Here is a 12,574-nt window from a genome sequence, read left to right as displayed (position 1 = left end):
CTGTATTCGCATCCCGGCCGCACTCTCTCGTACTGTGCAACAGGTCCACAGGGGGAGAAGGGAGCGTTGGCGCTCTCAATACTTCTCCGGCACGTACAGCTCGCGCGGCAGCACCTGGCGCTCATATTCCGGATTGAACACCCGCTCGGGCAGCGTGATTTCTTCGTGCGGCACTTCCTCGTAAGGCATCTGCTTGAGCAGGTGGTCGATGCAGTTCAGCCGCGCCCGCTTCTTGTCGTTGCCTTCGACGATGTACCACGGCGCCTCGGGAATGTTGGTGCGGGCAAAGGTCTCTTCCTTGGCCTTGGTGTACTGTTCCCAGCGCACGCGCGACTGCAGATCCATCGGCGACAGTTTCCACTGTTTCATCGGATCGTGGATGCGCATCAGGAAGCGCATCTGTTGTTCCTCGTCGGTGATGGAGAACCAGTATTTGACCAGGGTCACGCCTGAGCGGACCAGCATGCGTTCGAACTCCGGCACGTCGTGAAAGAATTGCTCGACCTGATCCTGGTCGGCAAAGCCCATCACCCGCTCGACGCCGGAGCGGTTGTACCAGGAGCGGTCGAACAGCACGATCTCGCCACCAGCCGGCAGATGCGGCACGTAGCGCTGGAAATACCATTGCGATTTCTCGCGCTCGGTCGGCGCCGGCAGCGCCACGACACGAGCGATGCGCGGATTGAGGCGCTGGGTGATGCGCTTGATGACGCCACCCTTGCCGGCGGAATCGCGGCCCTCGAAAATCACCACCAGCTTTTTCTTGTGGTAGGCGACCCAGGACTGCAGTTTGATCAGTTCCGACTGCAGGCTGATCAGATCGCGAAAATACTGCATGCGGTCGATCGATGGCGGATGCGCGTTCTTGTAGATCTTGGCGATCTCCAGCGACAGCGCCGGCTCCGACATTTCCAGCTCATAGTCTTCGTCGAGCGTGTCGGCGAGTTCGGCTTCGAGCCAATCCCTGGCTGGAGAATTCTGCTTCAACTCGGTCATTTCCACTGCTCCGCTTGCCGACTGACATGAAACCCTGAGCCGACTTGATATAGGCCGGCAATGACGGTTTTATTGCAAGCCGCCGGCCGGTCGATCACCGTACAGACCGGCGAGGCATGACCAAACCGTCGCCGTGGCATGGGACAAGCCGATCAAATTGTCCTACAAATAGCGGACCCGTTCGGGCTTCCCGCCCTTCCCTGCTAAACTGCCCCCCACCAAAACTACGAGGATCTGACATGGAATACCGCACGCTTGGCCGTTCAGGCTTGAAAGTTTCGACGCTGACGCTGGGCACCATGACCTTCGGCGGCAGCGGGCCGTTCGCCGCCGTCGGCAATTCCGATCTCGCGGAGGCATCGCGCATCATCGACACCTGCATCGATGCCGGCATCAACCTCATCGACACCGCCAACGTCTATTCGAACGGCCTGTCGGAAGAGATCATCGGCGAGGCGCTCGGCGGCAAGCGCAAGAACGATGTGCTGATCGCCTCCAAGGCGCGTATGCGGATCGGCAAAGGCCCGAACGACGAAGGCCTGTCGCGCCATCATCTGATCCGCGAATGCGAGAAGAGCCTGAAGCGCCTCAGAACCGATGTCATCGACATCTATTTCCTGCACGAATGGGACGGCACGACGCCGCTCGAGGAAACCATGTCGGCGCTCGACACGCTGGTTGCCCAGGGCAAGATCCGCTATGTCGGCTGCTCCAACTATTCCGGCTGGCAGGTGATGAAGGCGCTCGGCATCAGCGACAGCCAGCACCAGCCGCGCTTCGTCACCCAGCAGATCCACTACACGCTGGAAGCGCGCGAGGCCGAATATGAACTCTTGCCGATCTCGGTCGACCAGGGCCTTGGCGTGCTGGTGTGGAGCCCGCTCGCTGGCGGCCTTTTGTCAGGCAAGTACCGGCGCGACAGCCCGACCGCGCGGCAGGTCGGCGGCTGGTCGGAACCGCCGATCCGCGATGAAGACCAGCTGTGGCGGATCGTCGATGTGCTGGTCGACATCGGTGCGGCACGCGGCGTTTCGGCGGCGCAGGTCGCGCTCGCCTGGCTGCTCGGCCGGCCGGCGGTCTCTTCGCTGGTGATCGGGGCCCGTAACGAGACCCAGTTGAGGGACAATCTTGCTGCAGCAGCACTCGCCCTCACCGCTGAGGAACGCGACCGTCTCGATGCCGTCAGCCGGCCGCCGGTGCTCTACCCCTACTGGCACCAACAGTTCACGGCGAAGGACCGGTTCGGCCCTGCCGATCTCGTTCTCGACCGCAGCGTCATCTGACGCTAGCCCGCGATAAAGCGCCAGACCTCCGGATCGGGCTCGATCTGGCCGCTGAGCACGAAATATTTGTAGAGCACGAGCAAGCTGATCGCCTGCTCGGCCTGCTCGCTGGTAAATTTGCGGCAATAGGCGTTGGCTGCCGCAACGATACGCTGGGCTTCGGCGGGATGCTTCTCGAGGTGGTGCACCCGCTCGGCCAGATCGCTAAAATCGGGCGCCAGCGGCACATAATGGACATCGGGCTCGAGCTGCCCTTCCGCGAACCAGGTCTCATAGGTCGGCGGCGGCATCAGGCAGAGCGAGTTCGAGCTCATGATCCATTTCAGATTGGTCGCGACATCGTTGCCTTCGAGCGAGATGATGTAACGGTAGCGTCGCTGCTGATCGATGCTGAGATAAGGCTTGCGGTATTCCGGCGGCGCCGTTGCCCTTGGCGTGCCGACATCGCAGATCGGCAGGTCGCGGGCGGCCTCCAGCAGCAAGGTGCGGATCGGATTGTTGAGTTCGCCGCGCCAGACGACGAGCGGATGCTTGTCGGCGAAGGCGACATCGTCGGCCGGCATGTGGAAATGACGGAACTTGTTCAGCTTGAACAGGACGCCGTTGCCGTTGTCGCCGATGATCGGCCGGTCCTTGACGATCGACGGCATCTTCGGCACTTCAATGACATCGCCGAATTCCAGGTCGATGCGCAGACCCGGATCGAAATAGCGGGTGAACTCCTTCAGATCGTAATAGTACATGCTGCGGTCCGTTGGCAGCCGGCTGACCGGGACAGCCTCGGGGCTGGGTATGAAGGGCTGCCGCAGCGAGTTGTAGTAGTTGAGCCGCTGGCTGACCGATGCATCGGAAAGCCTGGCCTGATCGAGCAGACGACCGAGCTGACGCCGGAACAGGACCGGCGGCGCGATGTCGCGCATGGCGTTGCGCGCATAATAGATCAGCTTCTGTGCGTTTCTTTGAAGCGTGGCCATCGGTCGTTTTGATTCGAAATCGGTCGGCGGCGGCTCCAGCAACTGTCCCGCAGCCTTTTCTAAACCATTGTGTTAGCCATCACGCAAGTCCAGACCGCTGGCATCTGCCTTCCCGGCGCTGTTGTGTTTGCCGGCCAATGCTTCTAGGCAGGATCAGGTACAGCGAAAGGAAACGATATGGCGCGACCACCGAACTACGGTCAGGAACGCAAGGAGCGCGACCGGCAGAAGGCCGCCAAGAAGGCGGAGAAGCTTGCCGCCAAGGTCGCTGCCAAGGAGCGTTCCAAGCCTGAGAACGAGGCCGGTTCCGAAACCGATACTGAAACGGAAGAATAGCCAAACAGGACGGGAGAGATCCGGCCCCGCAACGGGGCCGGAGCCGATGCGATCAGGCGGCCTTGTCGCTGACGAAGACGTTGACTTCGCGCGCCGCGGCTATGAAGGCGCGCCTTGCGATCATCGCCGGCTTGTCGCCGGCCAGCGCATCATGACAGGCCTGCAGCGCTTCGCGGTGCTTGGCGCTGCGCTTGCCGGGCCAGCTGTTGAGCAGATAGTCGGATGCCTCGCGGGCCGTGCGCAGGAGCTGATTGGCTCCCCCTGTGGCCGACTTTACGGTCACGGGCGTTTCAAACCGGTTGTTTTCCATGGCCGCTCCTTACGCCATCGGCGTGCGCGAAGCGAGGCGGAAAAGACGATCTTGTCCGCGTTCTATCGTTTTCGTGATTCTTATCAGGCGGCGACGACGGCAAATCCCCTGGCGCGCAGGCCACGGCGGTCATTGTGCAGCGACGTCACCAGGCGGTCGCGGCTGCCGACAATATGGGCGGAAAGCCGCGCTGCCGCTGCGTCGGCGTCACCTGCCCGCACCGCCGCCAGGATGGCATGATGTTCGCTCCAGGCGCGGCCAAGGGCAGCCTCGTCGCGCACCTCCAGCCAGCGCGCCCGCGACAGCCGCGTCATCGCATCGCGCACCGCTCTGAACAAGAACTCGTTGCCGGAGAGCCGCGCCAGTTCGATGTGGAAATCCATGCCGACGCGGTGCCATTCCTCGCGCGGTGTGGCGGCGTCGCAGGAGTCCAGCATCGCCTCGATGACATCGACAGCGCTCCTGTCGGCCAGTGCCGAGGTCAGCCTGACGGCCGCGACCTCGACCGCCTCGCGGTAGACCGCGATCTGTTCGAGTTCGGCGAGGTTGATCGGCGACACCGTCCAGCCGCGCCCGTCGCGGCAGACGAGCCCTTCCGTCTCGAGCCGCAGCAACGCTGCCCTGACTGGCGTGCGAGAGGCCCCGAAGCGGCTCTCGATCCAGCGTTCCGTCAGCCGCTCGCCGGGACCGACCTCAAGGCCGATGATCATCTCGCGAAGCGCTTTTTCGACGGCCTGCATCTGCGACATTTTTCGTTCCGTTGCTGGCAACCGGCCTCGCATCGAGGTCTGGCCGATCACGTTTGAGAGCGCCGCATTGACAGCGGCAAAGCTTGCGTTCAAGACGGATACCATCTTGGTATCCCAAAATGGTCTCCGCTACAAGCGGACAGGACATCACATGCCGCAGTGGCCATCTGCATGTCGCTGACCGGCATGGTGCAGACCGTCTGGCAACTGGTGCTGCTGCGCCTGCTGATCGGCTTTGCCGGCGGCTATTCCTCGGGCTCGACCATACTGGTCGCCATGCAGACGCCGAAGGAGCGCTCCGGCTGGGCGCTCGGCGTGCTGTCGGCCGGCATCACCGCAGGCTCCCTTGTCGGCCCGCTGCTCGGCGGCGCGCTGCCGCCGCTGATCGGCATCCGCGCCACCTTCCTGATCGCCGGCGGCGTCATTTTCCTGGCGGCACTGGCGACGACGTTCCTGATCAAGGAGACCCCTCGCCCGCCAGCACGGGCAAAACCGACGGAGAAGCCGAAGGGTGGCTGGGCGCAGATTCCAGACAAGCGTCCGGTGGTGGCCATGCTGGCAACCGGCATGCTGTTCACCTTCGCCAATATGTCGATCGAGCCGATCATCACCGTCTACGTCCAGCAACTGGTGGTGGACGCAAGTCGGGTGACGCTGACCTCCGGCGTTGTCATGTCGGCGGCAGCACTCGGCGCCATCCTCTCGGCGTCGCGATTGGGCAAGCTCGCCGACCGTATCGGCCATTGGAACGTCATCGTCGCATCGCTTGCCGTTTCGGCGATGCTGCTGATACCGCAGGCCTTCGTCACAGAGAGCTGGCAACTCGTCGGCTTGCGCTTCCTGATGGGTCTGGTGCTGGGCGGGCTGCTGCCCTGCATCACCAGTGTCATCCGCCACAATGTTCCCGATGGCGTCGGCGGCAATGTGCTGGGCCTGGCGATCTCGGCGCAATATGTCGGCCAGGTCGCTGGCCCGCTGCTCGGCGGCTTCGTCGGCGGCCATTTCGGCATGCGCGCGGTGTTTCTCGGCACATCCGTGCTGATGGCCGGCGGTGTAGTGTACAACTGGCTGGTCCAGTCGCGCCTGACACGCGACATGCTGGCTGTATCAGGCAAATCCTGACAGACAGGGTGAGCCGCCTATCGTCAATCACGGAGCCCGAGACATGAGTATCGCCGAGACCGCACCAGCAAGCAGCGCCAACATCCTCGTCTTCGCCGGCGGCCTGTGCGGCGCAGGCGGCGTAGCGCTGTCGGCGGCATCGGCGCATCTGGGCGGCGCTTTCGTGGGCACCGCCGCATCCTTCCTGATCATGCATGCGCCGGTGTTTCTGGCTGTCGGCCTCGCCGCTGCGAACCGGATCTTGCGGATCGGCAGCCTGGTGCTGCTCGTTGGGCTTGTTCTGTTCTGCGGCGATCTGCTGGCCCGGGATTTCCTGGGATCGCGGCTCTTCCCGATGTCGGCGCCGATCGGCGGCAGCTTGCTGATCGCAGGCTGGCTGGCGATCGCAGCCTCGGCGCTGGTGCGTCAACGTCCCTGACGGGGCAAGAACCCTGCCCCATCAGATATTCTCACGTGAGGCTCAATCCTGCCGGCGTTCCGGCAGCAAGTCGCGGTTGCGCCTGGCAGGCTTGGTCGGCCGCAGCCTTTCCGGTCGCTCCGCGGCCGGCGAGATGCCCCAGTAATTGCGGTAGATGTCTTCGAACAGATGCTTCACGGGATGCATGGTTCGGTCTCCTTCCCAAGAAATTTGAATCGATCCAATCAGCCGGCATGAAAATGCCTTGCCGATCAGCCGCGCTTGCGCTTCACAAGGAAGTGCAGGTCGCGCTTCCACGGGCCGGTCTGGCCACGGCGCTTGCGGGTGGCGGCAAAGGAGGCGATACCCCAGTCATTGCCGTAGATGTCTTCGAACAGATAATTCATCGGATGCATGGCACCCTCCTCTTGAACCGATCCAATTGACGGTCGGCAAATTCGTTGGATCGATTCAAATATAGACCCTTCACGCCCTCTGATCAAGGGAAAATTTGAACCGATCCAACGAAAGTGCTAGATAGGGGCAATTCAGGAGACGAAGATGACGGCATTGAACTTGGGAAAGACGGGGACCTCCGGGAAGACGAGACCAGTGCGGCTGGCCGACATCGCCAAGGCGGCCGGCGTCTCGCACGGCACCGCCTCCAATGTCTTCGCTCGGCCCGAGATCGTGCGTGAAGAAGTGCGCGAGCGGGTCAAGGCAGCAGCTGAGGCAATGGGCTATGCCGGGCCGGATCCCAAGGGCCGGCTGCTGCGTGCCGGCAAGGTCAACGCTATCGGCGTCGCCACGGCCGAACCACTGTCCTACTTCTTCGACGATCCTTTTGCCCGCGTGATGATGGCCAGCATCTCGCAGGCCTGCGACGCAACCGGCGCCGGGATTTCACTGGTCTCCGCCGCCAACAACGAACAGCTCGCCTGGAACATCCAGAGCGCGCTTGTCGACGGCTTCATCGTGTTCTGCGTCGAGGGAGGTTCGCGGCTGGTCGAATTGGCGCGCGAACGCAAACTGCCTTTCGTGGCGCTCGACCTCGATTCGGAAAATGAGGCGGTCGCGGCGATCGGCATCGACAATATCGCCGGCGCCGGTCTTGCAGCGCGGCATCTGGCAGAGCTCGGCCATCGCCGCTTTGCCGTTCTCACCTTGCCCTGCAACGATGCCAGCTTCGGCCCGATCACCCGGGAGCGGATCGAGACGAAATCGCTCTACGCCGGCACCCGCGACCGCCTGCGCGGTTACCTCACCGAACTCTCCAAATTCGGCATCGACGCTTCAAAGGTGCCGATCTACGAAACGCTCAACGATGAGGAGAGCGTACGGGCCGGCCTCGATCATGCCTTCGCGCTGCCGGAAAAGCCGACGGCAATTCTGACCATGTCGGACAGGATGGCGCTGCATGCGCTCGACTGGCTGCGCGAGCATGACATCGCCGTGCCGAGCGACGTGTCCATCGTCGGCTTCGATGGCGTGCCGGAAGGCGCGGTCTCCGAGCCGCCGCTGACCACGGTCGCCCAGCCGATCGCCGAGATGGGCCGGCTCGCCGTCAAGGCGATCCTCGACAATGACGGTTCGCAGCACCGGCAATTGCTGCCGGTCGACCTTATCGTGCGGGGTTCGTCGGCCCCCTCGCCCGTCTGACAGGCGGCTTTGAGTTTGGGCCGCACCACAAAATGCCCCACGGCTGTTTCCAGCCGCAGGGCACAGGGAGGAGGTCTCGATAAACTTGCGGTTCAAAGGTTGGCGAGCAATTCGTTGACGCGGCTTTCCATGTCTGCAAGCGCGGCGTCGACATCCTTCTGGCCGGTGACTGCAGCGCTCATCTCTTCGCCGACAATGTCCTGGATCGCAAATTGGCGCTGCACCGCTGCCGGCAGCGGCCTGCCGAGATCGGCGACCGCGGCGATCGTGTTGCGATGCGGCAGCGCCTTGAAGGCGTCCGAGGTAATGATGGCCTTGTATGCCGGCAGGTGGCCGGTGCGCGACCATTCGAAGTCGTTGTCGGCGAAGAACTTCAGGAACTTGCCGATGGCGGCGGTCTGTTCAGGTGTGCGATCCTTCTGCGAGACTGCCCAGGTGTGGCCGTCGGCATATTGCGCATGCGCGCCGCCAAACAGCTGCGGATACGGGTAGACCGCATAGCCGCCCTTGTTGAGCGCCGTGCCCTTGGTTTCGGACTGGGCGTTGTTGTCACCGACAACCCACGTGCCGTTGAGCTGAACGCCACCCTCACCAGCAAGGAAAGCGTTGATCGCGCCGCCGTAGTCGAGGTCCTTGGTGGTGTAGTCCTTGTCGAAGATCGCCTTGTACATCTCGACGACCTTCTTTGCTTCCGGCGTATTTAATTTCACGTGCTTGGGATCGGCAAAGAAGTCGGAATCCTGCTGGAAGAGATAAGTGTAGAGATTGCGCGTGTAGAGCGCCGTCTCGTTGGCCAGGTTCTGAACGAAATAGGGCTTGCCGGTTTTCTGCTTGAACTGTTCGGCCTGGGCTAGCAGTTCCTCCGGCGATTTCGGCAGCATCGGTGTGCCGTCGGCATTGACGAGCCCTGCCTGTTTGAAGAGATCCATGTTGATGTGATAGAGCATCGTCCAGCTGTCGATCGGCAGGCCGTAGATCTTGCCGTCCTTGGTGGCGCCGTTGCGCGCCGCATCGGTGAACGCGTCAGGCGTCACGCCGACGGACTTCAAGAGATCGTCGAGCGGCATCAAAAGGCCCTTGGACTGGTAGTCCGAAAGCGCGGATTCATGGATCGTGACGATGTCCGGCGCATCGCCCGAAGCGAACTGCGCGGTCAGTTGATCATAGCCCGGCCATTCCACGGTGGAGACGATGACATGCACATCGGGATTGTCGGCGTTGAACTTGTTGATCAGCGAGGTGATGATGCCGCATTCGCCGACGGCCTTGGTGACATCGGTGTTGGTGCCGAAATCTGCGTCGCAGGCACCGAAAAAGCGCTGGACGGTCAGCTCCGTTGCGGCAAAGCTCGGGCTTGCGAGCATCGCTACGCCCGCGGAGAGCGCGGCAAACAACAGTTTCCTCATTTTCATGTCAGTTTCCTCCTGCTTGGTGTCCGCCGCTCCACCCTGGATTGGCGTCATGCTTCAATCGCTGCGGCGCATCCCCCCGGACAATTTCGTTATCTCACCGCCGCGCCAGAGACGGCCGTGACGATGTATTTCTGGAAAAACAGGTAGACGATCAGGATCGGCGCGCCGGCAAACACCGCCTGCGCCATCAAGAAGCCGATGCCTTCGGACTGGGCGAAATTGGTCTGTGTCGAGGCCATGCCGACCGTCAGCGTGTACATGTCCTTCCTGGTTGCCGAGATCAGCGGCCACAGGTAATCGTTCCACGCGCCGAGGAAGGTGAAGATGCCGAGGGTTGCCTGGGCGGGCACCGTGAGCGGCAACAGCACCTTCCAGAAAATCTTGAACCGGCTCGCATTGTCCAGCATGGCGGCTTCGTCCAGCTCCTTCGGGATGGCCTTGAAATATTGGGTCATCAGGAAGACGCCGAACGAAGCCGACAGGCCCGGGAGGATGAGCCCGTGATAGGTGTTGTGGAACTTGAGCAGGCTGAAGATCTGGTGGCGGGCGACGAGCACGGCCTGTTCGGGAACCGCCAGACCGAACAGCACGATCACGAACAGGATGTTTCGACCGGGAAAGTTCAGCCGTGCGAAGCCGTAGCCGGCGAGCGAGGAAAGGACCAGCGTGCCGATCGTTAGTCCGCCGGAGACGATGATACTGTTGCCCACCCAGCGGAACACCGACGAGGTACCGACGGTGTTGATGTAGTTCTTTAGCGTGTAGGGCGCGTGGAACACCGAATTCGGATCCGCCATCAGCTCGGCATTTTCCTTGAGCGACAGGCCGACCACCCACAGCGCCGGCGCGATCATGACAATCGACAGAAGGATAACGAGGACCAGCAGCACGCGGTCGCCGAATGCCCGTCCCCTGATGGAAATGGCGGGAGCGCTCATGCCTGATCCCCCTTGTTGCGTGTGACGAGGTACTGCGCCATGGCCGCGATCAGGATGAGGATGAAGAGGATTTCCGATGCCGCGGCGCCCAGGCCCAGGTCCCAGCGGCGGAATGCGGTGTCATAGATGTAGAGCACGATCGGCTTGGTCAGGTTGTTCGGACCGCCGCGCGTCATCAGCCAGGCCTGGCCGAACAGCTGAAATTGCAGCACGATCTGGATGATGATCACCAGGATGAAGGTGCGTTTGATCGACGGCAGTGTGATCGACCGCAACGTCTGCCAGCGATTGGCATTGTCCAGGACCGCCGCTTCGTAGATATCCTGGGGAATCTGCTGGAGCGCCGAGAGAAAGAGCATCATCGGCAGGCCGATGCACCACCAGATGGTGGCGATGGCGATGCCGATCATTGCGAGGCTGGGATCGGAAAGGAAAGCCGGAGCGGTTGCACCGAACCATCCGTAGATCGTCGACAGCAGGCCGACATTGGGAATGAACACAATGCGCCAGATCAATGTGACGATCGTTACCGAGAGCACCGAAGAGGAAAAGAACAGGGTTCGCAGCACCGCGGCGGTGCGCGTGCGGCGGTTGAGACAAAGCGCGAGAAAGAGCCCGATCAGCGCCAGCGACGGCACCGTCAGAAGCACGAAGTAGAAGGTGTTCCAGACCGACTGCAGGAAGACCTTGTCATGAAACAGCCGGACATAGTTTCCGAGACCGACAAATTCTCCAGACGAGAACGTGTCGGCCTTGTGGAAACTCAGCCACATCCCCCACAGGAGCGGGAAAACCAGCAACGTGGCAAAGAAGAACAGGAACGGCGCAACGAAAATGAAATTTCGCCATTGCGGCGCATGGATGTCGGCGCTTCGGACGCCGGCGGCCGGCGCCGCGCTTCGTGGCATCGTCAGCCGGTCAGCCATATCAGGCCTCCCTCGCATGCCAGGCGCGGCCGGTCTCGCTGAACAGATGCGATTTCTGACCGACGAAGGCGAGCCCGACCTTGTTGCCGACCGCGACGCGGCTGTTGCCGATATCCGAACCGACGATCTGCTGGCCATCGCCCAGTCGCGCATAGATCAGGGTGCGCTCGCCGAGACGCTCGAGCACGTCGACCACGGCGTCGGCATTGCCTTGTCCGGCGGCGACGACGCGGACATCTTCCGAACGGATGCCGAAGCTGTACTTGCCGTCGGCCACCTGGTTGGAGGCTATCCCGGTCTCGACCGATATGTCCGCAAACCTGGCCGTGGCGTGCTCGCCCGATCTGTCGAGTGTCGCCTCGACAAAGTTCATCGCCGGTGCGCCGACGAAGCCCGCGACGAATTTGGTTGCGGGCCGTTCATAGATCTCCATCGGAGACCCGATCTGCTCGATCCGGCGATTGTTCATGACGACGATGCGGTCGGCGAGCGTCATTGCCTCGACCTGATCGTGGGTGACGAAAATAATTGTCGATTGCAGGCGTTGGTGAAGCTGGGCAAGTTCTATGCGGGTGCGGGTGCGCAGTGCCGCATCGAGATTGGAAAGCGGCTCATCGAACAGGAAGGCCTTCGGCTCCTTGACGATTGCGCGGCCGATGGCAACGCGCTGGCGCTGGCCGCCCGAGAGCTGACCCGGCTTGCGTTGAAGCAGATGCGGCATTTCGAGGATGCGGGCGGCCTCGTTGATCCGCGCCTCGACGACCTCACCCGGCACACTGATGTTCTCCAGCCCGAAGGCCATGTTGTCGCGCACGGTCATATGCGGATAGAGCGCATAGGACTGGAACACCATGGCAATGCCGCGCTTGCCCGGCGGCAGATGATCGATGCGCTCATTGTTGATGGCGATCTCGCCGGTATCGACCGTCTCGAGGCCTGCGATCATTCGCAGAAGCGTCGATTTCCCGCAGCCGGACGGCCCAAGGAAGACGATGAACTCGCGTGCCTTGATGGAGAGCGACAGGTCCTCCAGCACCGCCATGGCACCGAATTTCTTGCTCACATTCCTGATTTCGATCTCGGCCGTCACTTCGACGCTCCTCCTCAGCGCAGGCAGTTCTTTCGACGATAGGCCTGACGTCAGAGCTTCAGGCGGATCATCTGGTAGGAATAGGCCGGTAGCGAAAGGCTGAGCTTACCGCCGGCCATCGAGGCGCCCTCACCTTTCCTGGGGCCGACATTGCCGGGATTGCCTGCCGAATTGACGGCTTTCAGATCCACATGCGTCATCACCTGGTGATCGACGATGCCTGCCTGCCCGAAGCCGGTGAGGTCGACCACGGTGTCGATCGCCTGGCTCGAATGGCGGTTGACGGCAAAGAAGGTGACGTGGCCGGTTTGCGTGTCGTGTACGCCGGTGATGTCGACACAGGAAACGTCGCCCGCCACGGTGGATTTGTAGGTGGGGCTTT

Annotated in this window: 15 protein-coding genes and 1 pseudogene; 5 read left to right on the top strand and 11 right to left on the bottom strand. The window is 62.1% G+C overall.

All coding sequences use genetic code 11. From position 1 onward, the window contains the following. Positions 1–75: 75 nt before the first annotated feature. Positions 76–996, bottom strand: coding sequence for a polyphosphate kinase 2 (gene ppk2, locus ACWGTO_RS31680; protein ID WP_352589377.1), 921 nt, complete (start codon positions 994–996; stop codon positions 76–78). A 239-nt stretch (positions 997–1,235) separates the two neighbouring features. On the opposite strand from ppk2, the gene ACWGTO_RS31675 reads away from it, so the two are divergent. Then, on the top strand, positions 1,236–2,279 hold the full coding sequence (locus tag ACWGTO_RS31675) for an aldo/keto reductase (protein ID WP_454578683.1): 1,044 nt from the start codon (positions 1,236–1,238) through the stop codon (positions 2,277–2,279). Between the two features lie 2 nt (positions 2,280–2,281). On the opposite strand, the gene ACWGTO_RS31670 is transcribed toward ACWGTO_RS31675, so the two are convergent. Further along, positions 2,282–3,253 (bottom strand): glycosyl transferase family 90, encoded by a 972-nt coding sequence (locus tag ACWGTO_RS31670; RefSeq protein ID WP_454578682.1) that lies wholly within the window; start codon positions 3,251–3,253, stop codon positions 2,282–2,284. A gap of 177 nt (positions 3,254–3,430) precedes the next feature. On the opposite strand from ACWGTO_RS31670, the gene ACWGTO_RS31665 reads away from it, so the two are divergent. Next, entirely contained in the window at positions 3,431–3,589 is a 159-nt protein-coding gene (locus ACWGTO_RS31665) for a hypothetical protein (RefSeq protein WP_454578681.1), read from the top strand. A gap of 52 nt (positions 3,590–3,641) precedes the next feature. Here ACWGTO_RS31665 and ACWGTO_RS31660 read toward each other — a convergent pair whose 3' ends face one another. Continuing rightward, positions 3,642–3,899 (bottom strand): DUF982 domain-containing protein, encoded by a 258-nt coding sequence (locus ACWGTO_RS31660; RefSeq protein WP_454578680.1) that lies wholly within the window; start codon positions 3,897–3,899, stop codon positions 3,642–3,644. Positions 3,900–3,982: 83 nt separating this feature from the next. Then, on the bottom strand, positions 3,983–4,648 hold the full coding sequence (locus ACWGTO_RS31655; RefSeq protein WP_454578679.1) for a GntR family transcriptional regulator: 666 nt from the start codon (positions 4,646–4,648) through the stop codon (positions 3,983–3,985). A gap of 159 nt (positions 4,649–4,807) precedes the next feature. Between ACWGTO_RS31655 and ACWGTO_RS31650 the strand changes: the two are divergent. Continuing rightward, a pseudogene (locus ACWGTO_RS31650) lies at positions 4,808–5,770 on the top strand (MFS transporter); the annotation flags it as partial. A gap of 43 nt (positions 5,771–5,813) precedes the next feature. After that, positions 5,814–6,188: a DUF423 domain-containing protein gene (locus ACWGTO_RS31645; protein ID WP_454578678.1), complete on the top strand. Its 375-nt coding sequence runs from the start codon at positions 5,814–5,816 to the stop codon at positions 6,186–6,188. Positions 6,189–6,230: 42 nt separating this feature from the next. On the opposite strand, the gene ACWGTO_RS31640 is transcribed toward ACWGTO_RS31645, so the two are convergent. Continuing rightward, positions 6,231–6,374, bottom strand: a complete 144-nt coding sequence (locus ACWGTO_RS31640; RefSeq protein ID WP_454578677.1) for a hypothetical protein — start codon at positions 6,372–6,374, stop codon at positions 6,231–6,233. Positions 6,375–6,439: 65 nt separating this feature from the next. Further along, on the bottom strand, positions 6,440–6,583 hold the full coding sequence (locus tag ACWGTO_RS31635) for a hypothetical protein (protein ID WP_454578676.1): 144 nt from the start codon (positions 6,581–6,583) through the stop codon (positions 6,440–6,442). A gap of 145 nt (positions 6,584–6,728) precedes the next feature. Between ACWGTO_RS31635 and ACWGTO_RS31630 the strand changes: the two genes are divergently transcribed. Next, positions 6,729–7,826: a LacI family DNA-binding transcriptional regulator gene (locus ACWGTO_RS31630; protein ID WP_454578675.1), complete on the top strand. Its 1,098-nt coding sequence runs from the start codon at positions 6,729–6,731 to the stop codon at positions 7,824–7,826. A gap of 92 nt (positions 7,827–7,918) precedes the next feature. Here the strand turns inward: ACWGTO_RS31630 and ACWGTO_RS31625 are convergent, their stop codons facing one another. The 5 genes from ACWGTO_RS31625 to ACWGTO_RS31605 form a co-directional block, all read right to left on the bottom strand. Beyond that, positions 7,919–9,232: an ABC transporter substrate-binding protein gene (locus tag ACWGTO_RS31625; protein ID WP_454578684.1), complete on the bottom strand. Its 1,314-nt coding sequence runs from the start codon at positions 9,230–9,232 to the stop codon at positions 7,919–7,921. 95 nt (positions 9,233–9,327) lie between these two features. After that, positions 9,328–10,176: a carbohydrate ABC transporter permease gene (locus ACWGTO_RS31620; protein WP_454578674.1), complete on the bottom strand. Its 849-nt coding sequence runs from the start codon at positions 10,174–10,176 to the stop codon at positions 9,328–9,330. Then, the gene (locus ACWGTO_RS31615; RefSeq protein WP_454578673.1) at positions 10,173–11,102 is read right to left on the bottom strand and encodes a carbohydrate ABC transporter permease; all 930 of its coding nucleotides are present in this window, start codon (positions 11,100–11,102) and stop codon (positions 10,173–10,175) included. Before ACWGTO_RS31615 ends, ACWGTO_RS31620 begins: the two co-directional genes overlap by 4 nt. A gap of 1 nt (position 11,103) precedes the next feature. Beyond that, entirely contained in the window at positions 11,104–12,192 is a 1,089-nt protein-coding gene (locus ACWGTO_RS31610) for an ABC transporter ATP-binding protein (protein WP_454578672.1), read from the bottom strand. 50 nt (positions 12,193–12,242) lie between these two features. Beyond that, on the bottom strand, positions 12,243–12,574 hold a 332-nt coding region (locus ACWGTO_RS31605), incomplete at its 5' end, for an alpha-L-arabinofuranosidase C-terminal domain-containing protein (protein ID WP_454578671.1).

This window comes from Mesorhizobium sp. PL10, from assembly GCF_053714315.1.
Note: the sequence above shows the minus strand (reverse complement) of the source record. Positions and strands in the feature narration are given on the sequence as shown.

Excerpts from the sequence above, each read along its gene's own strand:
- ACWGTO_RS31630 (WP_454578675.1), top strand. The coding sequence starts at position 6,729 with ATGACGGCATTGAACTTGGGAAAGACGGGGACCTCCGGGAAGACGAGA.
- ACWGTO_RS31660 (WP_454578680.1), bottom strand. The coding sequence starts at position 3,899 with ATGGAAAACAACCGGTTTGAAACGCCCGTGACCGTAAAGTCGGCCACA.
- ACWGTO_RS31635 (WP_454578676.1), bottom strand. The coding sequence starts at position 6,583 with ATGCATCCGATGAATTATCTGTTCGAAGACATCTACGGCAATGACTGG.
- ACWGTO_RS31625 (WP_454578684.1), bottom strand. The coding sequence starts at position 9,232 with ATGAGGAAACTGTTGTTTGCCGCGCTCTCCGCGGGCGTAGCGATGCTC.
- ACWGTO_RS31615 (WP_454578673.1), bottom strand. The coding sequence starts at position 11,102 with ATGGCTGACCGGCTGACGATGCCACGAAGCGCGGCGCCGGCCGCCGGC.
- ACWGTO_RS31645 (WP_454578678.1), top strand. The coding sequence starts at position 5,814 with ATGAGTATCGCCGAGACCGCACCAGCAAGCAGCGCCAACATCCTCGTC.
- ACWGTO_RS31665 (WP_454578681.1), top strand. The coding sequence starts at position 3,431 with ATGGCGCGACCACCGAACTACGGTCAGGAACGCAAGGAGCGCGACCGG.
- ACWGTO_RS31675 (WP_454578683.1), top strand. The coding sequence starts at position 1,236 with ATGGAATACCGCACGCTTGGCCGTTCAGGCTTGAAAGTTTCGACGCTG.
- ACWGTO_RS31620 (WP_454578674.1), bottom strand. The coding sequence starts at position 10,176 with ATGAGCGCTCCCGCCATTTCCATCAGGGGACGGGCATTCGGCGACCGC.
- ACWGTO_RS31640 (WP_454578677.1), bottom strand. The coding sequence starts at position 6,374 with ATGCATCCCGTGAAGCATCTGTTCGAAGACATCTACCGCAATTACTGG.
- ppk2 (WP_352589377.1), bottom strand. The coding sequence starts at position 996 with ATGACCGAGTTGAAGCAGAATTCTCCAGCCAGGGATTGGCTCGAAGCC.
- ACWGTO_RS31655 (WP_454578679.1), bottom strand. The coding sequence starts at position 4,648 with ATGTCGCAGATGCAGGCCGTCGAAAAAGCGCTTCGCGAGATGATCATC.
- ACWGTO_RS31670 (WP_454578682.1), bottom strand. The coding sequence starts at position 3,253 with ATGGCCACGCTTCAAAGAAACGCACAGAAGCTGATCTATTATGCGCGC.